A 25,465-nucleotide genomic window follows, 5' to 3' on the forward strand; every position below is an offset into this window, starting at 1 on the left:
GGCGCCCAGTACCCGGGTGCGGTCGGCGAGGACGGCCCGGTACTCCGCCTCGGCCGCCTCCAGGTCCCCGCGATCTTCAAGCACGCCTGCGAGGTTGTTGCGGGTGGTGAGGGTGTCGGGGTGGTCGGCGCCCTGTACCCGGGTGCGGTCGGCGAGGACGGCCCGGTACTCCGCCTCGGCCGCCTCCAGGTCCCCGCGGCGATCGCGGACGACGGCGAGGTTGTTGCGGGTGGTGAGGGTGTCGGGGTGGTCGGCGCCCAGTACCCGGGTGCGGTCGGCGAGGACGGCCCGGTACTCCGCCTCGGCCGCCTCCAGGTCCCCGCGATCTTCAAGCACGCCTGCGAGGTTGTTGCGGGTGGTGAGGGTGTCGGGGTGGTCGGCGCCCTGTACCCGGGTGCGGTCGGCGAGGACGGCCCGGTACTCCGCCTCGGCCGCCTCCAGGTCCCCGCGGCGATCGCGGACGACGGCGAGGTTGTTGCGGGTGGTGAGGGTGTCGGGGTGGTCGGCGCCCAGTACCCGGGTGCGGTCGGCGAGGACGGCCCGGTACTCCGCCTCGGCCGCCTCCAGGTCCCCGCGATCTTCAAGCACGCCTGCGAGGTTGTGGCGGGTGGTGAAGGTGTCGGGGTGATCGGCGCCCAGTACCCGGGTGCAATCGGCGATGACGGCCCGGGCCTCCGCCTCGGCGCTCTCCAGGTCCCCGGAGGCTGCAAGCAGACACGCCAGGTTGTGGCGGGTGTCGAGGGTGTCGGGGTGGTCGGCGCCCAGTATTCGAGTGCGGTCGGCGAGCACGGCACGCCAATGTGTGCCCGCGCTGTCTAGATGCCCTTGATACCAGAGCGACTCAGCCAGGTTATTGCGGGTGGTGAGGGTGTCGGAGTGGTCGGCGCCCAACGTTTGCTGTTGAACGTCGAGCAGAGCCGCCAAAGCCGTCTGAGCGGCTGCGGCGTCCCCTCGGTGATACGCGAGCCGGGCGCGGTGGTGGCGCAGCCGGAGGACCGCTGGGTGCGCTGAAGAAAGTGTGGTCGCAAGCGATGCGCTGTGTTGGGCTGTTGTCTCGGCGAGGGCATACAGGCCAACTTCTGTTGCGTACTGAATGCCAGCCACGGCTGTGCGAGTGAGATGCTCAGCTGTGATATGGCTGTGGCACCCAGTGGCAAGCTCGGAAATGCGGTGTAGATGCGGAATTGCGAGTTGCCAGAAGGGCCAGTTGGAGGGGACGCGCGGATCGCGCCTGCGCGCTGCATCGTGCAGGCCTTGGGCGGCAAGAGCGAGGTAAACGCCGCGATGTGGACGGACCTCATCGAGGCTGCGAGTGACCTCGCCGACAAGTGGATGCATGGATGCCGTGTAATTAGATGGATCGTCGCTTTCGGGGTCCCGCGCGTGGGTCGTGAGCAGGCCGAAGTCCGCGAGGGAATTGATGGCCTGTTGAAGGTCCCGGTCGGGGGGCAGCTCGAATAACTCGGAAGAACACAGGGCGGTTGGAGAGAGTACTTCCGCGTACGGGATGGGCGCGTCGGCGAAATGTGCGAGTAGCCGTAGTAGCGATCGAGCATGGGGCAGGCCTTGGTCGGCGAGCAGGTCGAGGGTGAGTTCCCAAGTCGCGGTGACCTGTTGGCGCGGCAGGTAGGGAAGCCGACTGTCGAGCAATTCCCCGAACCGGTCATCGAGCACGGACCGGAATTCCTGGAAATTGCGCGGCTTACGGCGTTGCCCCGGCCAGGATGGGATGCGGCCGACGTTGGCCAGGTACAACCCGGCTTGGTGGAGCAATAGCGGTAGGTGGCCGAGCCTGGCCGCGAGTGCGACAGCCTGTTGGTCTGTGCCGCCAGTGGGAGCCCTGTCTAGGAGCATCTGCCTGGCTGCCTGGTCCGTCAACTCGTCGAGCGGATACAACGCCGCCCATCTGCCCCAGGCATCCCTGTTGTGATTGCGACTGGTAATGAGCAGTCGACCCTGCTTCGGGGGGCGGCGGATCCATCCCCGGCCGCGGTCGGTGGCCAGTAGCCGTACGTCGTCCGCGTTGTCTACCACCAGCAGCCACGGCCGTTCCCGGCTTGCGAGGAGCTCCCACACCAGATCCGGGGCGTCACCCCGTGGCGACCAGGCCAGACGCAGGCGCTCCAACCTGACGCCTAACTGCAAGGCCAGAGCACGCATGCCATCATCCAGAGTGTTGGCGTCGGCGGCGGACACCTGCCACACCTCAGCACCCTGCTCGCGAGATTGCTCGGCGACCGCCAGTGCGACAGTGGTTTTTCCGGAGCCCCCAGCTCCGCACAGCACGTGCACCGAGCCGGGCGGTGCGGCCAGTATGGAGGCCACGAGCCGGTCACGTCCCCGTACCGGGTACACCAATTCCTCGGGCATGATCGATACCCGACCTGCCGAATGGAGCTGCTCGCTGTAGTGAGTCGAGAGGTACAGGTCGCCACCTGCGGTGTACGCGTCGCGGCTGCTGGAAATCTGCGTGCTTGCTTTTGATGGCCGTGGAGGTGGCGGCTCGGCCGACGTGGTCATGACGCAGACGTACCACCGTGGTGGTGAGTGATAGTCATGTCACCGCCAGCGGTATTGGCGTCACGCCCCGCGTGCACCTGGAAGTAGTTCTGCGCCGCCGCTTGCTGGCCTTTCGGTAGCTCGGCCCGCACCTGTCCAATGAGTTCCCGCAGCTCCTGCTCACTCTCGGGATGCTCCCGCAGGAAGTCCGTCATCCGCCGCTGCCAGGTCCGGGCTAGGTCTTCTCGCGCCTGTTCCCGTTCGGCTGCCTCGGCGCGTTCTACGACCCCGGCGTCCGCCTCAATCTGACCGGCGATGACCTCTTCGCTACCGCCTCGACCCAACAGCCGAGCGAACCCGTCACGTGCACTCTGCCACGCATCGGTAGCCATCGCTCCGACCAGAGCCGTGCCGCCAGCCGCCGCCAACGCAGCCAACCCCTCAGTTAACATGGCCCCCACCCTTGTCGATTAAGTGAAAGTCACCCGGCCAGTCTCGAAGCGGCCGAGAGTGCACCGTATTATCCGCCAAATCCTGACGCAACGCAGCCTTTCAACTACAGCAGTCAAGATCGTCTCACGCCCCGTGGAACGAAGCTGGCGTACTTGTGTACGAGCTGCCGTCCCAATGTGCGGGAGTCCCGACGGAGCGCATCGTGGTTCGATACGCGAGCCTCGATGGGGGCGAGGAACTGCGTAGGAGACCACTCGATGCTGACTGTCGGCCGGGCTGTCACTGACGTCTTCTCGACTGCTCAGTCGGGGTACCTGGGGGGCGATGCTGGTCGCGCTGGTTGTCCTTTGCTCCGTACGGCAGCCATTGGAGTGAATGCGGTTCAGGGCCTGTAGACAACGTCGGCGTGAGGTCGGCGGAGGGGCTTTGGCCGGTGTCCTGCCCGGTTTGGGGTCGGGCAGCTGGACCGTCAACGCGCTCGGCACCGACCGGGCACGGCTGACCCTGCGGCAGGAGTGCCGCACGGGTCTGGTCTTCACCGGAGCGCGGGGAGGCCAGCTCCGCCGGAACAACTTCCGGCGCATCTGGCTGCGCGCCATCGAGGCGACCGGGCTCGGGGACGTTCACTTCCATGATCTCCGGCACACCGGGAACACCCTGGCTGCGACCGGTGGCGCGACGACGCGCGAACTGATGCAGCGTATGGGGCACTCGTCGGTGCGGGCCGCTCTCATCTGCCAGCATCTGGTGAACGGTCGTGACCACGCCATCGCCGACCACGTCGATCGTCAGATCAGGAAGGTCCGAGAGCGGGACGGGTGATGTGGACTCGTTGTGGACTCGATCTGGCACGTATCTGGCACGACGCCCGTCCCCCGCCCCCGCGGCTGAGGAACGAGCAAGGCCCAGGCTCTCGGCTTACCGCCGGTGACCTGGGCCTTTGTCGTGCTTCCTACTGGTGGGCGCGGACGGTTTCGAACCGCCGACATCTGCTTTGTAAGAGCAGCGCTCTACCCCTGAGCTACGCACCCGGAATGAGCCAACAGCGTACATGGACCATGGGTGGGTGCCGCAAACCGGATGTTCGGGTGGCACGGGGGAAAGCCCCACCGCGGAGTAGGTGGGTGGCCGGATCGTCGGGTGGGGCGGGGGTACCTACCGTTGGGGGAACATCGCAGCTCAGCACCTTGGGGGAATGATCATCGTGGACACATGCCGCCACCGCGCACGCACCCGTACGAGGGCCCTTGGTGCCGCCGCGGTCGTGATCGTCGCGTTCGCCGTCACCGGGTGCGGTACCGCGGATGCCGGGGAGGGGCCGGTCGAGCGGAAGTCGTTCGCGTTCAGCGGGAAGAGCCTGACCATCGACGCCCGGAACTCGGAGGTCGAGCTCGTGCCGGCCGATGTGCGGTCCGTGGAGGTGGAGCGGCAGGTCGACGGCTGGGTGTTCATGGGGAGCGGGCCCGATCCGGTGTGGGAGATGAAGGACGGGACGCTGACGGTCGGGGTGACGTGCGACGCCGTCTCGAGCGACTGCGAGGCGCGGCATTCGGTGAAGGTGCCGCGCGGGGTCGCCGTCACCGTGCGGGGTGACAACGGGAGCGTACGGGCGACCGGGTTCGACACGGCGTTGACGCTGCAGTCGGACAACGGAGAGGTGACCGTACGCGACTCCAGCGGGCCGCTGAAGCTGGTCAGTGACAACGGCGAGATCAACGGCGAGCGGATCGCTTCCGGGAACGTGTCGGTGAGGTCCGACAACGGGTCGGTGAAACTGGCCTTCGTCAAGGATCCGGACCTGGTGGACGGCGTGAGCGACAACGGTGCGATCACCATCGAGGTGCCCGGGTCGGGGGCGTACGACGTGACGGCGTCGGCCGAGAACGGGGACACGTCGGTGGACGTGAAACAGGACCCGCGGAGCCCGCATGTCATCAAGACCCGCAGCGACAACGGAGAGGTTGTCGTACGGGCGAACTAACCGACCCGTGTGTTCGTCCTTACCTGGTGGGAGAATTAACCGGCAGGGCGGACACGGCACGGGAGAGGGATGTGACGGCGACACACGCGCGGCCGCACTCAAAGCAGGGGGCGAGAGCGGGTGTCGCGCGGGGTGTGCGGGACGTGCTCGCCCTGGTGATGCTGCCACTGCCCCTGGTCCTCGCAGCGCTGCCCACGGCTTTCGCCGCGGGCGGTGGCGGAAGGGCCCGCTGGTTCGGGGGCCGCGGCGAGAGTCAGCGGGCCGAGGCGCAGGCCGCGAAGGACGCTGCCGCCGCCGCATTCTACGAACTGGACACAGCTCAGCGCGATCTCCGGATCTCGATCGAGACGATCAGCGCCGTGGACAGCTCGCCGGATGCGCGCAGGGTGGTGGAGGAGTTCGCGGCGCTGGGGCGCCGGATCGACGAGGTCAGCCATGGCTACATCAAGGCCGTCGACGCGCACGATCTCGACCGGGACGACCTCGACGCATCGGTCGCGGCCCGGGCGCGTACGGAGCTGACGAGCGCGAAGGACGAACTCGAACGGGTCAAGGGGGAGCTCGAAAGGTTCGCGCAGGGTCTCGGGCCGTTGCTCGACAAGGCGGAGACCCAGCTGGCGCGTCTCGCGCCGGCGGTCGAGCGGGCACGGCAGGCGCTCCTTTCCGCGAGCAATGCTCTCGATTCGGTACGGGGATCCGGTCTGCGAGCGGATGATCTCGCCGCCCGCCTCGCCGCGCTCGCCCCCGAGCTCACCAAGCTCAATGAGGGCGCCGGCCGGCACGGTGTCGCCGACACCCTGCAGCGCGCCGACCGGGTCGTACGCGATGCCGAAGCCGTACGGACCGAGGCCGAGCGGCTCCCCGAGCGTGCCGCCGAGATCGACAAGCGGCTTGTGTCGCTCCGGACCCGCGCCGAAGCCCTCACCACGCGCGCGGGCGGTGTCGAACCGGTGCTCAGCGAGCTGCGCCGCCGCTTCACCGTCGCGTGCTGGCAGGATCTGCAGCCCGTTCCCGCTCAGGCCGCCGAGAACGTCCGCCGGGCCGAGGAGAAGCTCAAGGAGGCGGGCCAGGCGCGCGACGAGCAGCGCTGGCCGGACGCCACCGCACTGCTCGGTACGGTCAGATCCCTGCTGAACAGCACCGATGAGGCGGTCTCCGCCGCAGGCGACCGACTGCACCGCCTCGACGCCGTCGCCAAGGATCCGGAGCAGGAGATCCAGCGCACCCGCTTCGCGATCCGCGACGCACAGCGGCTGGCCATGGCCGGCCGCAGTACGCCGGACCCGCGCCACGCCCGGCCCCTGGACGACTCCGTGGCCCGGCTGGACCGCGCCGTCGCCGGTCTAGAGGGCCGGCATCCCGACTACTGGCATTTCCTCACCGAGACGGAAGCGGTACGGCAGACCGTGGCCCACGTCGTCGAACAGATCCGCGATGAGCGCGGCGGCGCCGGCGCTTGAGCACGGCCGACTGCCTGAGCCGTGTGGCCTGCCCCGCATGACCCGCACCGCGTGACCCGCACCGCGTGACCCGCACCGCGCGGCCTGATCGCATGGCCCTGAGCCCATGTCCCTGGTCCCCGGTCCCCGGTCCCAGGTCCCGGTCCCAGGTGCCTGACCTGCGCGAGGCTCCCTGCCACGGCCCGATCGCCGGTCCCGGTCCGCCCGCCCGAGGATTTGTCGGGCCGCCGGTGCGGGCGGATGCTGTATGGAGGTATGTACGGCCACAAAGGAGGCCGATATGGCATCCACGCAGGTATCGCAGCCCCAACAGCCCAAGGGCAGCTTCCGCGTCGCACTGGACGAGCACCTGCCCGTCGATCACCGCTTGAGCCGTGTCTACCGGGTGGGCGCCGGACTCATGGGGCTGGTGCTGCTGGCCTTCGGAATCCTCGGACTGACCCACAACATCGGCTTCTTCGACATCGGCCACCACAGCGTCGCGGGCCTCAACACCAACGGTGCGCTGAGTGTGCTGTCCATCTGTGTGGGACTGCTGCTCTTCGTCGGCATGGTCATCGGCGGCAACTTCGCCTCGACGCTGAACATGGTGCTCGGCGTCCTCTTCATCCTCAACGGATTCATCGGCCTGGGCATGCTCGACACCGACTACAACTTCCTCAACTTCCGGATCCAGAACGTGATCTTCAGCTTCATCGTGGGGGTCGCGCTGATGTGGTTCGGGATGTACGGCAGGGTCGGCAGCGCCCTCCCCCACGACAATCCGTACTGGAAGGCCCGCCATCCCGACCAGGCTGCCGAGGAAGAGCGTGCCCGTCAGGGCTAATCTGTCCGCATGCCCCGTTACGAATACCGCTGCCGCTCCTGCGACGACACCTTCGAGCTGAGCAGGCCCATGGCCGAGTCCTCCGTGCCCGCCGTCTGCCCCGCCGGGCACGAGGACACCGTGAAGCTGCTGTCCGCCGTCGCCGTCGGCGGGACGAGCGCAGCCCCGGCCCCCAGCAGCGGCGGAGGCGGGGGCGGCTGCTGCGGTGGTGGCTGCTGCGGCTAGCCGGACGGCCGCACGGCCCGGCAGTCAGAGCGTTGCCGCCGCGTCCGCCGTCGCGCCCGCGCCCGCGCCCGCGCCCGCGCCCGCGCCCGGATGATCATCAGCCGTGGCCGTAGCCGCTGCCGAGGCCGGTGTCGGGACCCTCAGCGACGACGTCGCGCTCGCCGCCGCCGCGAAACACCGCACGATCTCCTCGCCCGCCGCGACTCCCCGCTCCGGGAGCACGGTGATGTGCGGGGCGGACCAGCCCGTGTCGGCGAGTTCGCCGTGGGACGGCCGGAAGGCGTGGTCCGCGGTGAGGAGGAGGTCGGCGTCGAGCAGCGAGTCACCGGCGGCCAGCACCACCTCCGCGCCCGTGCGGCGGACGAGTTCGTGGACAGCGGCGCTCTTGGTGAGAGGCTTCGGGACGGCGTAGATCTTGCGGCCCTGGAGGGAGACCGTCCACCCCCGGGGCTCCGCCCATGCGGCGAGTTCCCGCGTCCAGCCCTCCGGCAGCAGCGAACGGTCGACGACGAGGTAGGCGAAGAGATCCTCCGCGACCCGTTCCTTCAGCACCCACGCCGGGTCGGCTGTCGCCAGCAGATGCGCGCGGACCTCGGCCAGCGAGGCGCATTCGTCGGCGAGACGGGCCGCGACGGAACGCTGCCAGTCCGGGTCGGACTCGCCGTCGACCAGCAGATGCCCGCCGTTCGCGCAGATCGCGTACCGCGGCGCGGGGCCGGGCAGATGGATCCGGCCGTACTGCTCGCGCGTCCGCGTCGTCGTCGGTACGAAGACGGACGTGCGGGCCACCTCGGGCAGCAGCACCGCGGCGGCCTCCGTCATGTAGGACAGGGGCTTGCTCTCGTACACCTCGACGCAGAGCAGTCGGGGCGCCCGGGCGTCCGGCACGGTCAGCTGCAGGGCCGCCGCGGAGTAGATGAGCGTGCGGTCGAGGTCGCTTGCGATCAGGACGCTCGCGTGCGCCCCGTCGGCGTTCAGGGCGTTCGTGGTCACTGCGCGGCCACCGCCTTGCCGTCGGCGCCGGTCGCCCCGCGCGTGTACCGGGGGTGGATCAGCCCGACGCAGGTGTACGGCAGGTCGTCGACCTCCTCGACCGGTACGCCGCGCTGCTCGGCCAGCAGCCGTACGTGCTCGAGGTCGGCGCCGGCGCCACGCTTGGCCAGGATCTTCCAGGGGACGCGTCGCAGCAGGACACGGGTCGTCTCGCCGACGCCCGGCTTCACGAGGTTGACGTCGTGGATGCCGTACTCCTCGCTGATCCGCTCCACTGCCGCCCAGCCGGCCCACGTGGGTGCCCGGTCCGCCGACAGCAACTCCTTGACCTCGGTGTCCACGGCGTCGGACACCTCGTCGAAGCGGTCCGCGACGGTGTCCAGGAAGTGGCCCGACACGTCCGCCGCGGCCAGTTCGCGGTAGTACTTCGCACCGTGGAAGTCGTACGGACCGACCAGGTCCGCGCGGAGCACCGTACGCGAAATCAACCCGGAGACCGTGGAGTTGAGGCATGCGGAGGGGATGAGGAAGTCCTCGCGGGTGCCGTAGGTGCGGACGCAGCCGCCCGGGTCGGCGAGGACCGCGATCTCGGGGTTGAAGCCGTCGAACTCACTGACTGCGGTGGCCAGTTCGCGCGTGATGGCGCCCTTGCCGGTCCATCCGTCGACGAAGACGACATCCGCCGGGTCGTGGTGGGCGGCCAGCCAGCGCAGCGCGTTCGTGTCGATGCCGCGGCCGCGGACGATCGACACTGCGTAGTGGGGCAGGTCCAGGCCGTGGCGGTACTGGGCCCAGCGGCGCATCAGTACGCCGACGGGGGTGCCGGCGCGGGCCAGCGACACGAGGACGGGACGCGCGGACCTCTCGGCGAGGACGGTCTCCGTGACCGTGCCGACCGCGCGGGCGATCCGGACGGCCGAGGTCTCGAGCGCGGCGCGGAACAGGTCCTGGTACCGGGCGCTGGGCTGGTACTCGACCGGCAGGGACTCGGCGTAGTGCGCGCCACCGCTCTGTATCGCCTCTTCGCGCTCCTCCGTGGGCGCTTCCAGCTCGACGTCCGAGAGGTCCTGGAGCAGCCAGCCGACCTCTTCGGGCGCGTAGGAGGAGAAAGCGGGGCCGCGGAGGGGCTCGGGCAGCATGGGTTCCCTTTCGGGAGCGGGGACGTGACTCGGGACGACGGCGAGGACGACGTGCGGTATGTGCTCGGCGAGCTGCGCCAGCAGCCCGTCGGGGTGGTGCAGCTCGGGAGTGTCGGCGGCCGAGTCGACGACGGCGACGACGGCGTCGAATCCGCCGCCCACGACGTTGTACGCGTACCGCTCACCGGGCCCGTCGGCCGGGTCGTCATGCGCCGGGAAGACGAGTCGGCTCCGTATCGCGTAACCGGGGTCGTCGATGGCCAGAACCGGTGACCTCGTCGTCGTCGAGTAGAGCACCTCGCGGTCGCCATGCTGTTCGAGGGCCTGGGCGAGCCTCAGCGGCGCGTACATCAGCTCCTCGCAACCGAGGACGAGGACGCGCTGCGGCGCCGTTGCCGGGCCGGACGCGGGCCTGTCCGCCGGTTCCGGCGCCGTCACGTCCTCCGGGGCGGTCGCCTCGTCCGGCACCGTCGTTTCCGGGGTCAGGTTCGGCACCCCCGCGACCGTGGCTGCCTCACGCTGCGGCCAGGGGGCCGCCGCGGCCACAGCGTGGTCCAGCGCGGTGGCGATACGGACCGCCATCCCGGGCAGTGCCGCCTCGAGCTCCGCGCGGTGTTCGGGCCTGAAGCCGTGCCGGCCACCGTCGGGGACACCCTTGGGCCAGCCGAGGTCCACCCGCAGGGCGGTACGCGCGGCGGTACGCGTGGCGGCCTGGCGGAGCGGTACGCCCTCGGGCGCATCCGGCTCGGAGAACTCCGCGCCCGGGGCCACCGGCCCCGAGCCGCAGGCAGAAGGCCCCGCCGGAGTGGCGGGCCCGGCCATTTCGGCAGGCCCCGCAGGAGTGACAGGCCCCGCCGGTCCGGCAGACCCTGGCGTACGCGCAGACCCTGCCGTACGAGCAGACCGGGGCCCCGCCGCTGCCGCGAGCTCATGCTCCGCCACCAGCGCCTGCCCCTTCTCCAGCACCCCCTCCGGCAGCCGCACCGTCCCTCCGGCCGTCGCCACCAGATCTATCCGGGCGCCGATCTCCGCCGCGAAGGCCTCCAGACGGCCCGCGTCCGCCGCCGAGCGCATGTCGACCAGGGCGACGACCACGTACCGCTCGCGCGGGTAGCGCTCGTGCAGGTCGCGGATCGTGTTGAGCACGGTGTTGCCCGTGGAGAACTCGTCGTCGACCAGCACCAGCGGTCCCGCCCCCGCCAGCAGCTTGGGGTCTTCCGGGAGGAGCAGATGTGAGGTGGCGTGCGAGTGGGACTCCTCGAAGCCGCCCGCTGCGGCGACTCCGGCGACGGGGCGGCGGGTCGAGTGGAGGTAGGGCGCGAGGAAGAGGCCGTCGGCCACGGAGTGGCCGAGACCGGTCGCGGTCTCGGCGTACCCGAGGACCACCGACCGCGCGGCCTCCTCGTCCCCGAGCAGCTCGCGGACCCGCACGCCCAGCACGAATCCGTGGCCGTAGACGGCCCCCGGGCGCTGCGGCACATGCTTGCCCAGCACGTGCGACACCAGCAGATGCGCCCGCTTCGGATTGCGCCGCAGGGCCAGGCCCAGCAGATTCTTCAGCCCGTCGTCGCCGACGAGCTCGACTCCCAGCCGCTGGGCGACCCAGCTACCCGACCACACCACTTTCGTTCCGCTCTCCTTCGTCATCAGCCGGCCAGCCCGGCGGTCAGCAGCTCCACGAAGCCGACGTCCTCGCGTGCGACGCCGAACACCTCGGCGCGCCGGAGCGTGCGCTCAGCCCAGGCGCGGTGGGGCTTCACCTCGTTCATCTTGTTCGTGTACGCCGAACGCATCACTCCCCCACCTCCCCGCTCCGGGCGAAGGATGTCCTGCGCGTCGCTGAATTCCTCATGGCTGACGACCGACAGTGCGTGTACGGGAAGCACATGCGAGGGGTGGATGCAGGTCTTGCCGACCAGTCCGTTGGCCCGGTCCATCTCGATCTCCCGCAGCAGTCCGTCGAGGTCGTGCTCGATCAGTGCGGTACGAAGCTTCTCGGCCCGCACCTCCATGAAGGGGCTGCGCCGGAGCTGGGGCTTGAATATGCGCTCCTGGAGCCGGAAGTACTCCCACACCGGGCCGGTGATGGTGAATCCCGTTCCGTCGGCGCGGCCGAGGACATTGACGACGTCGGCGATCACATTCGCGACGATCTGGACATCGTACGCCGTCATGTCGGGAGAGCGGCGCAGTCCGTACGCCGAGCAGAAGTCGGTGACGCCGAGGCGCAGCGCCAGCACCCGGTCCCGGTGCTTGTCGACGGTACGGGCTATGCCGGCCAGGGTCTCCGCCCTGCTCTCCAGGTACAGCAGCTCGGGCGACTCGAGCACCGGCATCGCGTAGAGCCGCCGTCCGCTGCCGGTCTCGGCGGCGCTGAGGGCGTCGAGGAAGGCCGTACCGCGCTCCTCGGTGAATTTCGGTAGTACGAATCCGGACAACAACCGGACCGTGTCGCCGAGACGCCGGACGAGGTCCGGGATCTGACCCGGTTCCCGGACGCGGACGAAGAGCAGCGGTAGCCCGGCGCCGCTCGCGGCGAGGTCGGCGAACTGGCGCACCAGGTTCTCCTCTGCGCCCTTCACCTCGGCGTCGTCGATGGAATCCTCCAGGCAGAGGACCATGGAGACCACTCCACGGGCAGCCTGCTTGAGGACGTCGTCCGCAAGCCGGGGCCGGGTCGCCGGGCTGTAGAGCGTGGCTCCGAGTGCGACCGACAGCAGGCGTGCCGGGGAGTCGGCGTCGAACTCCGACGGCTCCCTATGGAACAGTTCCTTCCGTGCAGTGCCCGGGATATGCCCGAAATGACGCATGTGAATCCCCCGTACTGCCGTTACGGCCCTGTCGTCTGGTGGCCGGTAATAGTACGTAGGTGCAGGTGTCAAGAGTTCCCCACGTGCATGAAATCCAGGTAACTCGACCTCGTTCCGTCCCCGACTCAGACTGCCCGCCTACGGGCATGCGCATGCCCACCCCCGTCCTACCGTGCCCCGCGTCGTCCGCTTCCCGTGCCCCGCGTTGTCCACGCGGGGCACGGGAAGGCAGGATGACGGGCATGACGCACGCGATGCTGAAGGGCTCGAACGTTCCGCTCGGAGTGACGGCGGTGCGGGCCGTACTGCGCTGGACTCCCGGCCCCGGGGTCCCGGACGTGGACGCCTCCGCCCTGCTGCTGGGCACCGACGGCCGTGTGCGCTCCGACGAGGACTTCGTCTTCTACAACCAGCCCCGCCACCCCTCCGGGCTGGTTCGGCTGATGCCGAAGAAGCGGGTCGCCGACTGCCTGACCGACACCGTCCAGGCGGATGTAGGCGCTCTCGACGCGTCGGTCGACCAGGTGGTGCTCGCAGCCTCGTCCGACGGCGGCAGCTTCGCCGGCGTGCGGGATCTGCGGATCGCGGTGTACGACGCCGGGACCGCCGACGGTGAGCCGCTGGCCGTGTTCGACGTCCGGCCCGAGACGGGCGAGGAGACGGCGATCATCTGCGGTGAGCTCTACCGGCGCGGGGAGGGGTGGAAGTTCCGCGCGGTGGGACAGGGGTACCCGACCGGTCTGATCGGCCTGGCCACGGCGTTCGGCATCTCGGTGGACGAGTCCGAGCAGCAGGCGCAGGGCGAGGCGTCCGCGCAGTCCCGGCCGGAGCACCGGCAGCAGCCGGCGACGCAGCAGCTCCCCGAGGCGCAGACGGCCACGCCCACGGGCTCCCCGGCATCCCCGGCGTACGGCTATCCGCAGCAGCCGCAGGCCCAGCCCTCCACGCAGCCCGCCTACGGCTACCCCCAGCCGGCCTCGCCGGCGCCCCAGCCCGCGTACGGCTATCCGCAGCAGACCTCGCCGCAGCCGTCGGCCCAGCCGGCCTACGGCTATCCGCAGCCCGCCGCGGCGTCCGCCCCCGCACCCGACCCGAACTTCCGGCTTCCTCCGATGGGCCCGCAGTTCATCCGCCAGTGACGCCGGACGCGGACGGGCGACACGGCCCTGCGCGTCGGGGGGTCCCGCTTCAGGCCTTGGTCTTGTAGCCGCGGCCCCACTGCAGCCCCCAGCCGTACAGCCGGTCCAGCTCCGCCTGGAATCCGTACACGAACTTCACCTCGCGGCGCACGACGAGTTCGCCCTTGACGTTCTCGACGCTGAACACCGCGCATGAGCGGGCCTGCGGGGCGCGCTCGTCCAGTTCGATCTCGACGCGCGGCCCGTTGCTCGGGTACAGCGTCACCTTCGCGTGCGTGCGGTCGAAGGCCGGTGTCTGGTCGTAGATGTACACGAAGAACAGCAGCCGCTTGATCGACTCGCGGTGGTCGAGATTGACGAACAGGGTCTCGCCCGACGGCGCGCCGAACCGGTCGTCGCCGCTGAGCCTGACGTACGGCGGCTCGTTCAGGCTCCCGAAGAGGCTGCCGAGCGGCTGTACGACGCCCTTGCTGCCGTCCGCCATCTCGTAGAGGCACCCCAGGTCGAGGTCCACGTTGACCACGCCCTGGGTGTGCGCCTGGACCAGCTCGGGCTGGAACAGCTTGAACGGGTGCCGCAGGAGCCGCCCGCTCTGCCTGGAGCGGCCCTCGATGTCGGAGGTCCGCATCCGCCAGGACAGATTGACCCGGAGGTTGCCGGTGGCCGCGCCCTGCTTGCTGAGCGAGACCTGCGGATGCCGCTTGGTCAGCTGAATGGAGTTGGTCGACGCGCTGCCCGAGTCGAACTGTGCCGCTCCCCTGCCCTGCCACCAACCGTCCCAGAAGGCCATGTCCCACCCCTGACTGCGCCCGGCCGTTTCCCCCGGCCGGTCCGATGTGTACGCGGGCGCCGATGCGACCGCGGGCCCGCTGAACCACGCGGGGCGGCCCGGAGGCCGTGTCCTGCCTCCGGGCCGCCCCGCTGAGAGCGTTCCTCAAACCCCGGGCCGTCACACTTCCCCGGGCGTGGGCTGCTTCGCGTCCGCCGGCTACTTCGCGTCAGCCGTTTCCGCCTCTGCTGCCTCTCCCGCCTCGATCTTCCTGTTGCGCCTCACGGAGGAGAAGAAGGACGCGGCGATCAGCACGACACCGATGAGACCGGTGATGATCTCGCTGATCTGGTGCTCGATCGTGATGAGCAGGATGACGGCGAGCGCGCCGATGGCGTAGTGCGCGCCGTGCTCCAGGTAGACGTAGTCGTCGAGGGTGCCCTGGCGGACCAGGTAGACCGTGAGCGACCGGACGTACATGGCGCCGATGCCGAGGCCGAGCGCCATCCAGAAGATGTGGTTGGTGATCGCGAAGGCGCCGATGACACCGTCGAAGGAGAACGACGCGTCGAGCACCTCCAGGTACAGGAACAGGAAGAAGGCGGCCTTGCCGGCCAGGCCGACCGCGGAGAGCTGCTTGCCCTCGGCCTTGGCCTTCTCCTCCTCCTCGTGCTCGCGCTCCTCCTCTTCCTCGAGCTTGTCCTCGAAGTAGCCGGAGAGGCCGCCGACGATCAGATACGTGATCAGACCGGCGACGCCGGAGAGGAGCACGGTGGCGGACTTGTCCGCGTAGCCGGTGCTGGTGTGGGCGTGCGTCGCGAAGGTCATCGCGGTGACGAGCAGGGCGATCAGGGCGATGCAGACCGACAGCATGTCGACCTTGCCGAGCTTGGCGAGAGGGCGCTCCAGCCAGGCGAGCCACTTGATGTCCCGGTCCTCGAAGATGAAGTCGAGGAAGATCATCAGCAGGAACATGCCACCGAAGGCCGCGATGGCCGGGTGGGCGTCGGTGACCAGGGCCTCGTACTTCTCCGGCTCGTCGAGCGCGAGCTGAACGGCCTCGATCGGCCCGACCTTGGCGCTGATGGCGACGATGGCGACGGGAAAGACCAGCCGCATACCGAACACCGCGATGAGAACGCCGACCGTGAGGAAGATCTTCTGCCAGAAGGCATTCATCTTCTTCAGGATTCCGGCGTTGACGACCGCGTTGTCGAACGACAGCGAGATCTCGAGGACGGACAGGATCAGAACGATCCCGAACGCCTCCCACCCCCACTGCCAGGCGGCGAATGCGAGGCCGAGCGCCGTGATGGCGAACGACCAGCCGAAAGTTCTCAGGACCACTGCCTATCCCATCGGTTTGTACGGACCCCGCGAGAACAGGTCTCCCCCGCGCCGCGCCCGGCTTTACGAAACGTTGACCCCGAAGTCTAGAGCGATACCGCGGAGCCCCGACGCGTACCCCTGTCCCACCGCACGGAACTTCCACTCGCCCCCGTACCGGTACAGCTCACCGAAGATCATCGCGGTTTCCGTCGAGGCGTCCTCGCTGAGGTCGTACCGCGCGAGCTCCTGGCCGTCGGCCTGGTTCACGACGCGGATGAACGCGTTGCTGACCTGGCCGAAGGTCTGGCCGCGGTTGTCCGCGTCATGGATCGAGACCGGAAAAACGATCTTGTCGCAGTGGGCCGGCACCGCCGGGAGGTCCACGATCAGCGACTCGTCGTCCCCCTCACCCTCGCCCGTCAGGTTGTCGCCGGTGTGGGTGACCGAACCGTCGGGGCTCGTCAGGTTGTTGTAGAAGATGAACCATTCGTCCCCGAGCACCCGGCCCGTCTGGCAGAGCAGCGCGCTGGCGTCGAGATCGAAGGGTGCTCCGGTGGTGGAGCGCGCGTCCCAGCCGAGTCCGACGAGGACCTGGGTGAGGTTCGGTGCGGCCTTGGAGAGGGAGACATTGCCTCCCTTGGCGAGCGTGACGCCCATGACGGTGTGTCCTCCCCTTGGATGTACGGAATTGCAGGCGCGTCCGGCGCCGCACGGATGGTGTGCGGCGCCGGACACGGTCGTACAGCCGACTGGCGGCTTCGGTTGTGGCTCAGACGTTGACGCCGAAGTCCTGCGCGATGCCGCGCAGGCCCGAGGCGTAGCCCTGGCCGATGGCGCGGAACTTCCACTCCGCGCCGTTGCGGTACAGCTCGCCGAAGACCATGGCGGTCTCGGTCGAGGCGTCCTCACTGAGGTCGTAGCGGGCGAGCTCCGCCCCGTCCGCCTGGTTCACGACGCGGATGAACGCGTTGCGCACCTGGCCGAAGGACTGCTGACGGGTCTCGGCGTCGTAGATGGAGACCGGGAACACGATCTTCTCGATGTCCGCCGGCACACCCGCCAGGTTCACCTTGATCTGCTCGTCGTCACCCTCGCCCTCACCGGTGATGTTGTCACCGGTGTGCTCGACAGAGCCGTCGGGGCTCTTGAGGTTGTTGAAGAAGACGAAGTTTCCGTCCGTGGCGACCTTGCCCTCGGCGTTCGTCAGCAGCGCGCTGGCGTCGAGGTCGAAGTCGGTACCGGTGGTGGTACGGACGTCCCAGCCCAGACCGACGGTGACCGCGGTCAGGTTGGGGGCGGCCTTGGTCAGCGAGACGTTGCCGCCCTTGCTGAGGCTGACTCCCACGAGTCCTCCCAAGTGGTTTTCAGGGGCAGCGCCCCCGTCGTGCGATGGCATCGGATCAACGAGTGGATCCTAGTGACGGGTTCCCTGCCGAAACAGACACATGGGCCGAAGAACATCAGAGCGCGTCGAGCGCCTTGACGTAGTCGTTCAGATCCCGGGCGTCGGGGAGGTCGTTGACGACGCTCCAGCGCACGATGCCCTCCTTGTCGATGACGAAGGTGCCGCGGACCGCGCAGCCCTTGTCCTCGGCGAAGACGCCGTACGCCCGCGAGGTCTCGCCGTGCGGCCAGAAGTCCGACAGCAGCGGGTACTCGAGGCCCTCCTGCTCGGCGAAGACCCGCAGCGTATGGATGGAGTCGTTGGAGACGGCCAGGAGCTGGGTGTCCTCGTTGACGAACCTGGGCAGCTCGTCGCGCAGCGCGCACAGCTCACCGGTGCACACCCCGGTGAACGCGAACGGGTAGAAGAGCAGCACCACGTTCTTCTCGCCGCGGAACCCGGCGAGGGTCACGGTGCGCCCGTGGTTGTCCTTGAGCGCGAAGTCCGGGGCCTTGGTACCGGCCTCGATCGCCATGTCCACTCCATCCCTGCGAAGGTCGTGACGGTTGTCCGGGGCCATGAACGGCCCCCGGAGGGTCCACCCTACGCACAGGGCCCCCGCCGACAGCCGTCGGCAGGGGCCCCGGGACAGCCGGCGCTCAGCGCTTGGGCTTCGCCGCCTTGGGCGTGACCAGCCTGCTGCCGGTCCAGTCCTTTCCGGCGTTGATGCTCTTCGTCTGCGAGAGGCCGGCCGTCTGGGCGGCCTCGTTGATGTCGCTGGGCTCGACATAGCCGTCACGGCCGGTCTTCGGCGTCATCAGCCAGACCGTTCCGCCGTCATCGACCAGCCCGATGGCGTCAACCAGGGCGTCCGTAAGGTCTCCGTCCTCGTCGCGGAACCAGAGCAGGACGACGTCCGCCACGTCGTCGTAGTCCTCGTCGGCGAGTTCCTGGCCGGTGACGGCCTCGATAGCCTCACGGAGCTCCAGCTCGACGTCGTCGTCGTAGCCGATCTCCTGGACCACCTGTCCGGGCTCGAACCCCAGCTTTGCTGCCGGGTTGGTCCGCTCCTCCGCGTGGTCCGCGGTCGCGCTCACGGCTTGCCTCCTGATCTTGTTTCGGAAAATGCTTCGGCCGCGCGCGTACGCGAGGCGTTGGCCGTAGTCCACACGGGCGGGACGGATCGCGCAAGTACCCGGCCGTCGAGACCGCCGAAACGGTGACGTTTACGGCCGTCCCGCCGCAACTCCAGGCAGCCTCGCGCCCGGGGGCACCGGAACGTCCCACCCCCTTCGCCACCTTTGTACGCTTCCGTGGCGCCGGTCCGCCAATCGGGGGTGGTTGGTTACCCATCGGTAGAGATGACGTAATTGCTCCCGGGGTACACGATGGGGAACGGTGAAATCACCCATCAACCGAGCAGTGAAGGAACAGCGTGGCTTCCGGATCCGATCGCAACCCGATCATCATTGGCGGCCTGCCGAGCCAGGTCCCGGACTTCGATCCGGAGGAGACCCAGGAGTGGCTCGACTCCCTCGACGCCGCCGTGGACGAGCGCGGCCGTGAGCGTGCCCGCTATCTCATGCTGCGCCTGATCGAGCGTGCCCGCGAGAAGCGCGTGGCCGTGCCCGAGATGCGCAGCACCGACTATGTGAACACCATCGCGACCAAGGACGAGCCGTTCTTCCCCGGCAACGAGGAGATCGAGCGCAAGATCCTCAACGCGACCCGCTGGAACGCCGCGGTGATGGTCTCCCGCGCCCAGCGGCCGGGTATCGGCGTCGGCGGCCACATCGCCACGTTCGCCTCCTCCGCCTCGCTCTACGACGTGGGCTTCAACCACTTCTTCCGCGGCAAGGACGAGGGCGACGGCGGCGACCAGATCTTCTTCCAGGGTCATGCCTCGCCCGGTATCTACGCCCGCGCCTTCCTGCTGGACCGGCTGAACGAGTCGCAGCTCGACGCCTTCCGCCAGGAGAAGTCGAAGTTCCCGAACGGACTGTCGTCGTACCCGCACCCGCGGCTGATGCCGGACTTCTGGGAGTTCCCGACCGTGTCGATGGGCCTCGGCCCGCTCGGCGCGATCTACCAGGCGCGGATGAACCGCTACATGGAGGCCCGCAGGATCGCCGACACCTCCAAGTCGCACGTCTGGGCGTTCCTCGGCGACGGCGAGATGGACGAGCCCGAGTCGCTCGGCCAGCTGTCCATCGCCGCCCGTGAGGGCCTGGACAATCTGACCTTCGTGGTGAACTGCAATCTGCAGCGGCTCGACGGTCCGGTGCGGGGCAACGGGAAGATCATCCAGGAGCTGGAGTCGCAGTTCCGCGGCGCGGGCTGGAATGTGATCAAGCTGGTCTGGGACCGCTCATGGGACCCGCTGCTCGCCCAGGACCGCGACGGTGTGCTGGTCAACAAGCTGAACACGACACCGGACGGGCAGTTCCAGACGTACGCCACGGAGACCGGCGCGTACATCCGGGAGCACTTCTTCGGTGGGGACCACCGGCTGCGGGCCATGGTCGAGGGCATGACCGACCACCAGATCCTGATGCTCGGGCGCGGCGGCCACGACCACAAGAAGATCTTCGCCGCCTATTCGGCCGCGCGTGAGCACAAGGGCCAGCCGACCGTGATCCTCGCCCAGACCGTCAAGGGCTGGACGCTCGGGCCGAACTTCGAGGGCCGCAACGCGACCCACCAGATGAAGAAGCTGACGGTCGACGACCTGAAGGGCTTCCGCGACCGGCTGCACCTGCCGATCAGCGACAAGCAGCTGGAGGAGGGGCCGCCGCCGTACTACCACCCGGGGCGCGACTCGGCGGAGATCCAGTACATGCACGACCGCCGCAAGGGCCTGGGCGGGTACGTCCCGACCCGTGTGGTGCGGTCGCAGCCGCTGGCCCTGCCGGACGAGCAGACGTACGCGGCTGTGAAGAAGGGCTCCGGCCAGCAGTCCATCGCCACCACCATGGCGTTTGTGCGGCTGCTGAAGGACCTCATGCGGGACAAGGAGATCGGCAAGCGTTTCGTGCTGATCGCGCCGGACGAGTACCGCACCTTCGGCATGGACTCGTTCTTCCCGAGCGCGAAGATCTACAACCCACTCGGCATGCAGTACGAGGCCGTGGACCGAGAGCTGCTTCTCGCGTACAAGGAGTCTCCGACGGGTCAGATGCTGCACGACGGCATCTCGGAGGCGGGCTGCACGGCGTCGCTGATCGCCGCGGGCTCGGCGTACGCGACGCACGGTGAGCCGCTGATCCCGGTCTATGTCTTCTACTCGATGTTCGGTTTCCAGCGGACCGGCGACCAGTTCTGGCAGATGGCGGATCAGCTCGCGCGCGGATTCGTGCTGGGAGCGACCGCGGGACGCACGACCCTGACCGGTGAGGGTCTTCAGCACGCGGACGGCCACTCGCAGCTGCTGGCGTCCACCAACCCGGGCTGCATCGCCTACGACCCGGCCTTCGGCTTTGAGATCGCCCACATCGTCGAGGACGGTCTGCGCCGGATGTACGGCTCCACCGCCGAACACCCCCACGGCGAGGACGTCTTCTACTACCTGACCGTCTACAACGAGCCGATCCAGCACCCGGCGGAGCCCGAGGACGTCGACGTCGAGGGCATCCTCAAGGGCATCCACCGCTTCAAGGCGGGCGAGGCCGGCGAGATCCCGGCGCAGATCATGGCGTCCGGTGTCGCGGTGCCCTGGGCCGTCGAGGCGCAGAGGATCCTCGCCGAGGAGTGGAACGTACGGGCCGATGTGTGGTCGGCGACCTCCTGGAACGAGCTGCGGCGCGAGGCCGTGGACGTCGAGCGGCACAACCTGCTCCACCCGGAGGAGGAGCAGGGCGTTCCGTACGTGACGCAGAAGCTCTCCGTGGCGGAGGGTCCGTTCGTGGCCGTCTCCGACTGGATGCGGTCCGTGCCGGACCAGATCTCCCGCTGGGTGCCGGGCCGGTACACCTCGCTGGGTGCGGACGGCTTCGGCTTCGCCGACACGCGTGGCGCGGCCCGCCGGTACTTCCACATCGACGCGCAGTCGATCGTCCTGGCGGTGCTCACGGAGCTGGCCGCGGAAGGCAAGGTGGACCGCTCGGTGCTGAAGCAGGCCGTGGACCGCTACCAGTTGCTGGATGTGGCGGCGGCGGACCCGGGTGCGGCGGGCGGCGACGCGTAGAGCCGGCACGCAGTACGTAGCGGGGTGCGAGGGACCGGGTCCCTCGCACCCCGCTTACGATGCGCGGCATGAAGGAACGAACGGCGCAGATGCGCTGGGAAGCGCACACACAGGGACCGCTCCTGGGCCTCGCCGTCGCATTCGGGCTGGCGTACGCGGTGCCGATCGTGGCGCCTGACGCACGGCCCTGGGTGCATCAGCTCTGCCAGGCCGTGGAGTGGGTGGTGTGGGGCGCGTTCGCCTGCGACTACCTGGTACGGCTGACGCTCGCGCCGTACAAGCGGCTGTTCGTCCGCAAGCATCCGCTGGATCTGCTGGCCGTGCTGCTGCCGATGGTGCAGCCGCTGCGGCTGCTGCGGGTCGTCGCCACGCTGCTGCTGGTGGGGCGGCGGGCCCGGATGGCGCCGCAGATCACCCTGACCACGTATGTGGCCGGAGCGGTGGTCGGGCTGATGATGTTCGGCTCGCTGGCGGTGCTGCACGTCGAACGGAACGCGCCCGACGGCAACATCAAAACGCTGGGCGACGCCGTGTGGTGGTCGTTCACGACGATGACGACCGTCGGATACGGCGACCACGCGCCGACGACCGGCCTGGGACGGGTGCTGGCCGTCGGGCTGATGCTGTCGGGCATCGCCCTGCTGGGTGTGGTGACGGCGAACATCGCCGCGTGGTTCATCGGCCGCTTCGAGCGGGACGACGCCGAGGAGCGGCACCAGACGGCGCTCCTCGAGGCCCTGACCGTGGAGGTCAGGGAGCTGCGTGCGGAGGTCGCACGGCTGTCCGACCCGACAGCCGTGCCCACCCAGAAGGGGAGCCCTCAGGGAACTCCCTAGAGAAGTCCGCCCCCCGGGGCGCCGGCACCGGCCGGCCGGACGACGGCCAGGACGGTGCCGATCGCTCCGAGGACGACGGCAACCACCTCGGGGATGTTGTCACCGGTCCGGCGCCGGCCCATGGCGAGCCGGCCGCAGACGACCGCCGCCGGGCCGAGGATGATCCCCGGCCCGAAGAATCCGGCGATCGCGCAGACCGGACCGAGATCCCGGGCGTCGCGCTGTCCGGCCCGCTCCCCGACCTCCTACGGCCGCGTGAACGGGGGTTCCTGCGCGTACGCGAGGTGCACCCGAAACCATTCATGGCTCCCGGGTACCCGCGTTCAGCTCTCCCAGACCTTGAAAGCTCTTACGCGGTACGGGGTTTGCGGCACCCACGTCCCGCCGCCCGGATAGGTGTCGAACTCGCCCGTCTCGGCGCACTCGGCCGACTGGTAGGTGGTGACGGGCCGGCCGGTGCGGTTGGCGAGGGCCTGGGCGCTGGTGCCCGCGGGGAGCGGAACGCAGGATTCGATGTCGGTCCCGGACAGTTCGTGCAGGTGGCGTGCGCCCTTGAAGTCCGGTTTCTCCCAGAGGCAGAGCTCGCCCGGCGCGCAGGTGCCGAGCCGTGGCTGCGGTGCGGCGGATGCGGCGGCGGGCGCCGGAGCTGCGGTCAGGGCAAGAGTGGCGGCGGCGGCGAGAACGATGGTGCGCATACGGATCGACCCCCGTGTCGTTACGGATCACTTGTCCGCACCCTGGCCGCTGCCGACGGCGACGCGGAAGACCCGCAGGACCGGTTCATCCTGATAGGCGACAGCCCCGCCGGAACCGTCCGGCGGGGCTGTCGTGCGTCACGAGGTTGACGTCGGATGTGGGCGACCGTCGGATGTGGGCGACCGTCAGATATGGGCGGCGCCCGCACCCGCCTCCGCGTTCTCGCCGCGCTTGGTGAAGAGCGCGACCGCGGCGGCCAGGACCGCGACGATGCCCGCGACGGTGAAGGCCATGCCCATGCCGGACATGAAGGTGTCGTGCGCGACGTCGGTGATCCGCGCCGCGACCGGCAGCGGGGTCTCCGGGGTGAGCGGGGCGATACCGACCTCGACCGCCTGCTCCACCGGTCCGAGCTGCTCGGGCGGCAGCGGCGGGAGCCCGGCGTCCGCCCAGTTCCCGGCGAGGTCGGAGTTCACCCTGGCCGACATGACCGCGCCCAGCACCGCCGTACCGAGGCTGCCGCCGACCTGCATGGCGGCCTGCTGCAGACCACCGGCGACACCGGACAGCTCCAGCGGCGCGTTCCCGACGATGACCTCGGTGGCACCGACCATCACCGGTGCGAGGCCGAGGCCGAGGAGGGCGAACCAGACGGACATCTGCAGCGTGCCGGTGTCCGTCGTAAGAGTGGTCATCCCGAACATCGCGACCGCCGTGCACACCATGCCGCCGACCAGCGGGATGCGCGGGCCGAACCTGGTGATGAGCGCTCCGGCGAGCGGCGACGAGACGATCATCATCGCGGTGAGCGGCAGCAGATGCAGCCCGCTGTCGACGGCGCTCATGCCGTGGACGTTCGCCAGATAGAAGGTGACGAAGAACAGTCCGCCCATGAAGGCGAAGGCCATCAGCACCATCAGGACCGTACCGGCAGAGACCGGGACCGAGCGGAAAAGCCGCAGCGGGATGAGCGGCTCCTTGACCTTGGTCTCCCAGACGGCGAACAGGACGAAGAGGACCACGGCCCCGGCCAGCCAGCCCAGGGTGCTCACCGAGCCCCAGCCCCATGCACCGGCCTTGATCAGCGGCCAGATGAGGGCGAACATCGCGCCCGAGAGCAGCACGATGCCGAGGATGTCGAACGACTTCGGCGCGCCGTGCCCGCCGGACGTCCCCTGGCCGAGGGCAGCGCGATGGTCCCTGAGGATGGCCAGTCCGAGGATCATCGCGATGACGCCGACGGGCACATTGATGAAGAAGACGGACTGCCAGCTGACGTGCTCGACGAGCACACCGCCGAGGATCGGGCCCCCGGCGGTCGAGGCACCGATGACCATGCCCCAGATGCCGATCGCCATGTTCAGCTTCTCGGCGGGGAAGGTGGCGCGCAGCAGGCCGAGCGCGGCCGGCATCAGCAGGGCGCCGAAGAGGCCCTGGAGCACCCGGAAGACGATCACGAGGGCGATCGAGTCGGAGAGTCCGATGGCCCCGGAGGCCAGGGCGAAGCCCGCGACACCGATGAGGAACGTCTGGCGGTGGCCGAACCGGTCACCGAGCTTGCCGGCCGTGATCAGCGCGACGGCGAGTGCCAGCAGATAGCCGTTGGTGATCCACTGGACATCGGCGAGCGAGGCGCCGAGGTCCTTCTGGATGGCCGGGTTGGCGATGGCGACGATCGTGCCGTCCAGCGCGACCATCATCACGCCGATGGCCACGGCGAACAGCGTCAGCCAGGGGTGGCCGCGGAGCCCCTTGGCCGGCGCGGGCTCGGGACCGTCGTCCGCCGGCGCCTTGTCGACAGTGATCTGACTAGTCATACCGAAGAGGCTAGTGTCAGCGACTGACAGTTGACAAAACATTTCATGAGTCGGTCGCTGTCATATCACTCACAGGTACGCTGAGCTGGGAAAAGCAGCAAAGGGACGGCGGAGAGCAGGCCATCAGGTGACCGGAACGGGACTCCGTGAGCTGAAGAAGCAGCGCACCCGCGACGCTCTGCTGCGCGCCGCGCTCGAGCTCTTCACGACCCAGGGGTACGAGCAGACCACGGTCGACGAGATCGCGGACGCCGTCGAGGTCTCCCAGCGCACCTTCTTCCGCTACTTCGCCAACAAGGAAGAGGCGGTCTTCGCGGTCCAGGACATGGTGGAGTCCCACTTCGTGGCCGCCCTGCGCGAACGGCCCGCGCAGGAGGGCCCGTTCGAGGCGATGCGCAGCGCGGTCCGCTCCGCCTGGGACACCATCGGCGAGGCCATCGGGGCGGTCGTCCCGGTCGAACTCCACATGCGGACCTACCAGATGATCGAGTCGACGCCCGCGCTGCTCGCCGTGCATCTGCGCCGCTCCGCCGAACTGGACGAGGAGGTCGCCCGGCTGATCGCCGCACGGGAGGGCCTGGACGTGGAGACCGACCCCCGCCCCCGCGTCGCCGTCGCCGCCTTCACCGGGGTGATGCGGGTGACCGGCCGGCTCTGGGGGAAGGGCGAGGACCCGAGCGTGGAAGCGATCCGGGAACTGACCGAGGGCTATCTCGACCATCTGGCGCCCGCCCTCGCCACCGACTGGCGTGCACCGGCGGTGGCGAGCACGGGGCCCGCCGGGCCGCCGACGGCGGAGGGGGCCCGTCCGACCGGGCCCGGCAACGCCCGTTCCGGGGTTCGGGGTGCGTCGGAGCGTACGTCCGGCGCGCACGAAGAGTAGCCGCGCGCCCCCTCCCGCCACGCGTACGCGTGATCTCTCTCAC

General features: G+C 69.2%; 21 protein-coding genes, 1 tRNA gene and 2 pseudogenes. 9 read left to right on the forward strand and 15 right to left on the reverse strand.

Annotated features, from left to right (window positions below; all coding sequences use genetic code 11):
* Together fxsT and ACFU5O_RS01715 are read right to left on the reverse strand one after the other, a co-directional pair.
* The coding region (gene fxsT, locus ACFU5O_RS01710) for an FxSxx-COOH system tetratricopeptide repeat protein (protein ID WP_384235036.1) at positions 1–2,520 on the reverse strand (2,520 nt) is incomplete at its 3' end.
* Positions 2,517–2,951 (reverse strand): hypothetical protein, encoded by a 435-nt coding sequence (locus tag ACFU5O_RS01715; protein ID WP_384235038.1) that lies wholly within the window; start codon positions 2,949–2,951, stop codon positions 2,517–2,519. The genes fxsT and ACFU5O_RS01715, both read right to left, overlap by 4 nt.
* A 427-nt stretch (positions 2,952–3,378) precedes the next feature.
* On the opposite strand from ACFU5O_RS01715, the gene ACFU5O_RS01720 reads away from it, so the two are divergent.
* A complete protein-coding gene (locus ACFU5O_RS01720) occupies positions 3,379–3,774 on the forward strand; it encodes a tyrosine-type recombinase/integrase (RefSeq protein WP_384235040.1) in 396 nt (131 codons plus the stop codon).
* 134 nt (positions 3,775–3,908) lie between these two features.
* Here ACFU5O_RS01720 and ACFU5O_RS01725 read toward each other — a convergent pair.
* A tRNA-Val gene (locus ACFU5O_RS01725) sits at positions 3,909–3,983 on the reverse strand.
* A 164-nt stretch (positions 3,984–4,147) separates the two neighbouring features.
* On the opposite strand from ACFU5O_RS01725, the gene ACFU5O_RS01730 reads away from it, so the two are divergent.
* From ACFU5O_RS01730 to ACFU5O_RS01745, 4 genes are all read left to right on the forward strand, one after another.
* Positions 4,148–4,933, forward strand: coding sequence for a DUF4097 family beta strand repeat-containing protein (locus tag ACFU5O_RS01730; protein ID WP_384235041.1), 786 nt, complete (start codon positions 4,148–4,150; stop codon positions 4,931–4,933).
* A gap of 71 nt (positions 4,934–5,004) precedes the next feature.
* A complete protein-coding gene (locus tag ACFU5O_RS01735; protein ID WP_384235044.1) occupies positions 5,005–6,393 on the forward strand; it encodes a hypothetical protein in 1,389 nt (462 codons plus the stop codon).
* A 280-nt stretch (positions 6,394–6,673) separates the two neighbouring features.
* Positions 6,674–7,219 (forward strand): DUF4383 domain-containing protein, encoded by a 546-nt coding sequence (locus tag ACFU5O_RS01740; RefSeq protein WP_384235045.1) that lies wholly within the window; start codon positions 6,674–6,676, stop codon positions 7,217–7,219.
* A 9-nt stretch (positions 7,220–7,228) separates the two neighbouring features.
* On the forward strand, positions 7,229–7,444 hold the full coding sequence (locus tag ACFU5O_RS01745; RefSeq protein WP_384235047.1) for a zinc ribbon domain-containing protein: 216 nt from the start codon (positions 7,229–7,231) through the stop codon (positions 7,442–7,444).
* Positions 7,445–7,468: 24 nt separating this feature from the next.
* Here the strand turns inward: ACFU5O_RS01745 and ACFU5O_RS01750 are convergent, their stop codons facing one another.
* The 3 genes from ACFU5O_RS01750 to ACFU5O_RS01760 are packed head-to-tail and all read right to left on the reverse strand — an operon-like array spanning position 7,469 to position 12,386.
* Entirely contained in the window at positions 7,469–8,437 is a 969-nt protein-coding gene (locus ACFU5O_RS01750) for an HAD family hydrolase (protein ID WP_384235049.1), read from the reverse strand.
* The gene (locus ACFU5O_RS01755) at positions 8,434–11,223 is read right to left on the reverse strand and encodes a phosphoribosyltransferase domain-containing protein (RefSeq protein WP_384235051.1); all 2,790 of its coding nucleotides are present in this window, start codon (positions 11,221–11,223) and stop codon (positions 8,434–8,436) included. Before ACFU5O_RS01755 ends, ACFU5O_RS01750 begins: the two co-directional genes overlap by 4 nt.
* Positions 11,223–12,386, reverse strand: coding sequence for an HpcH/HpaI aldolase/citrate lyase family protein (locus ACFU5O_RS01760; RefSeq protein WP_384235052.1), 1,164 nt, complete (start codon positions 12,384–12,386; stop codon positions 11,223–11,225). The genes ACFU5O_RS01755 and ACFU5O_RS01760 overlap by 1 nt, the downstream gene beginning before the upstream one ends.
* Positions 12,387–12,628: 242 nt before the next feature.
* Between ACFU5O_RS01760 and ACFU5O_RS01765 the strand changes: the two genes are divergently transcribed.
* Entirely contained in the window at positions 12,629–13,525 is an 897-nt protein-coding gene (locus tag ACFU5O_RS01765; protein ID WP_384235054.1) for a TerD family protein, read from the forward strand.
* A gap of 49 nt (positions 13,526–13,574) precedes the next feature.
* Here the strand turns inward: ACFU5O_RS01765 and ACFU5O_RS01770 are convergent, their stop codons facing one another.
* The 6 genes from ACFU5O_RS01770 to ACFU5O_RS01795 all read right to left on the reverse strand — a co-directional run bounded on the left by ACFU5O_RS01770 (position 13,575) and on the right by ACFU5O_RS01795 (position 18,104).
* On the reverse strand, positions 13,575–14,315 hold the full coding sequence (locus ACFU5O_RS01770) for a Tellurium resistance (RefSeq protein ID WP_384235056.1): 741 nt from the start codon (positions 14,313–14,315) through the stop codon (positions 13,575–13,577).
* Positions 14,316–14,513: 198 nt separating this feature from the next.
* Positions 14,514–15,641, reverse strand: coding sequence for a DUF475 domain-containing protein (locus ACFU5O_RS01775; protein ID WP_384235058.1), 1,128 nt, complete (start codon positions 15,639–15,641; stop codon positions 14,514–14,516).
* A 63-nt stretch (positions 15,642–15,704) separates the two neighbouring features.
* Positions 15,705–16,280, reverse strand: a complete 576-nt coding sequence (locus ACFU5O_RS01780; RefSeq protein WP_384235060.1) for a TerD family protein — start codon at positions 16,278–16,280, stop codon at positions 15,705–15,707.
* Between the two features lie 112 nt (positions 16,281–16,392).
* A complete protein-coding gene (locus tag ACFU5O_RS01785; RefSeq protein WP_384235062.1) occupies positions 16,393–16,968 on the reverse strand; it encodes a TerD family protein in 576 nt (191 codons plus the stop codon).
* 115 nt (positions 16,969–17,083) lie between these two features.
* The gene (locus tag ACFU5O_RS01790; protein ID WP_384235064.1) at positions 17,084–17,542 is read right to left on the reverse strand and encodes a peroxiredoxin; all 459 of its coding nucleotides are present in this window, start codon (positions 17,540–17,542) and stop codon (positions 17,084–17,086) included.
* A gap of 124 nt (positions 17,543–17,666) precedes the next feature.
* Positions 17,667–18,104: a DUF3052 domain-containing protein gene (locus ACFU5O_RS01795; protein WP_384235066.1), complete on the reverse strand. Its 438-nt coding sequence runs from the start codon at positions 18,102–18,104 to the stop codon at positions 17,667–17,669.
* Between the two features lie 338 nt (positions 18,105–18,442).
* Between ACFU5O_RS01795 and aceE the strand changes: the two genes are divergently transcribed.
* Complete coding sequence (gene aceE, locus ACFU5O_RS01800; protein WP_384235069.1) at positions 18,443–21,190, forward strand: pyruvate dehydrogenase (acetyl-transferring), homodimeric type; 2,748 nt, start codon at positions 18,443–18,445, stop codon at positions 21,188–21,190.
* A gap of 68 nt (positions 21,191–21,258) precedes the next feature.
* Positions 21,259–22,026, forward strand: a complete 768-nt coding sequence (locus tag ACFU5O_RS01805) for a potassium channel family protein (RefSeq protein WP_384235071.1) — start codon at positions 21,259–21,261, stop codon at positions 22,024–22,026.
* On the opposite strand, the pseudogene ACFU5O_RS01810 reads toward ACFU5O_RS01805, so the two are convergent.
* The 3 genes and pseudogenes from ACFU5O_RS01810 to ACFU5O_RS01820 form a co-directional block, all read right to left on the reverse strand.
* Positions 22,023–22,330: pseudogene (locus ACFU5O_RS01810) on the reverse strand (small hydrophobic protein). The gene ACFU5O_RS01805 and the pseudogene ACFU5O_RS01810 sit on opposite strands and share 4 nt — an antisense overlap.
* Positions 22,331–22,349: 19 nt before the next feature.
* On the reverse strand, positions 22,350–22,721 hold the full coding sequence (locus tag ACFU5O_RS01815) for a peptidase inhibitor family I36 protein (RefSeq protein WP_384235073.1): 372 nt from the start codon (positions 22,719–22,721) through the stop codon (positions 22,350–22,352).
* 186 nt (positions 22,722–22,907) lie between these two features.
* Positions 22,908–24,527 carry an MFS transporter gene (locus ACFU5O_RS01820; RefSeq protein WP_384236363.1) on the reverse strand — a complete coding sequence of 540 codons (1,620 nt, stop codon included), beginning with the start codon at positions 24,525–24,527 and terminating at the stop codon, positions 22,908–22,910.
* A gap of 139 nt (positions 24,528–24,666) precedes the next feature.
* Between ACFU5O_RS01820 and ACFU5O_RS01825 the strand changes: the two are divergent.
* A pseudogene (locus ACFU5O_RS01825) lies at positions 24,667–25,290 on the forward strand (TetR/AcrR family transcriptional regulator); the annotation flags it as partial.
* Positions 25,291–25,465: the final 175 nt, after the last annotated feature.

It is taken from the genome of Streptomyces sp. NPDC057445 (assembly GCF_042802855.1).
In the GTDB taxonomy this organism is placed as follows: domain Bacteria; phylum Actinomycetota; class Actinomycetes; order Streptomycetales; family Streptomycetaceae; genus Streptomyces.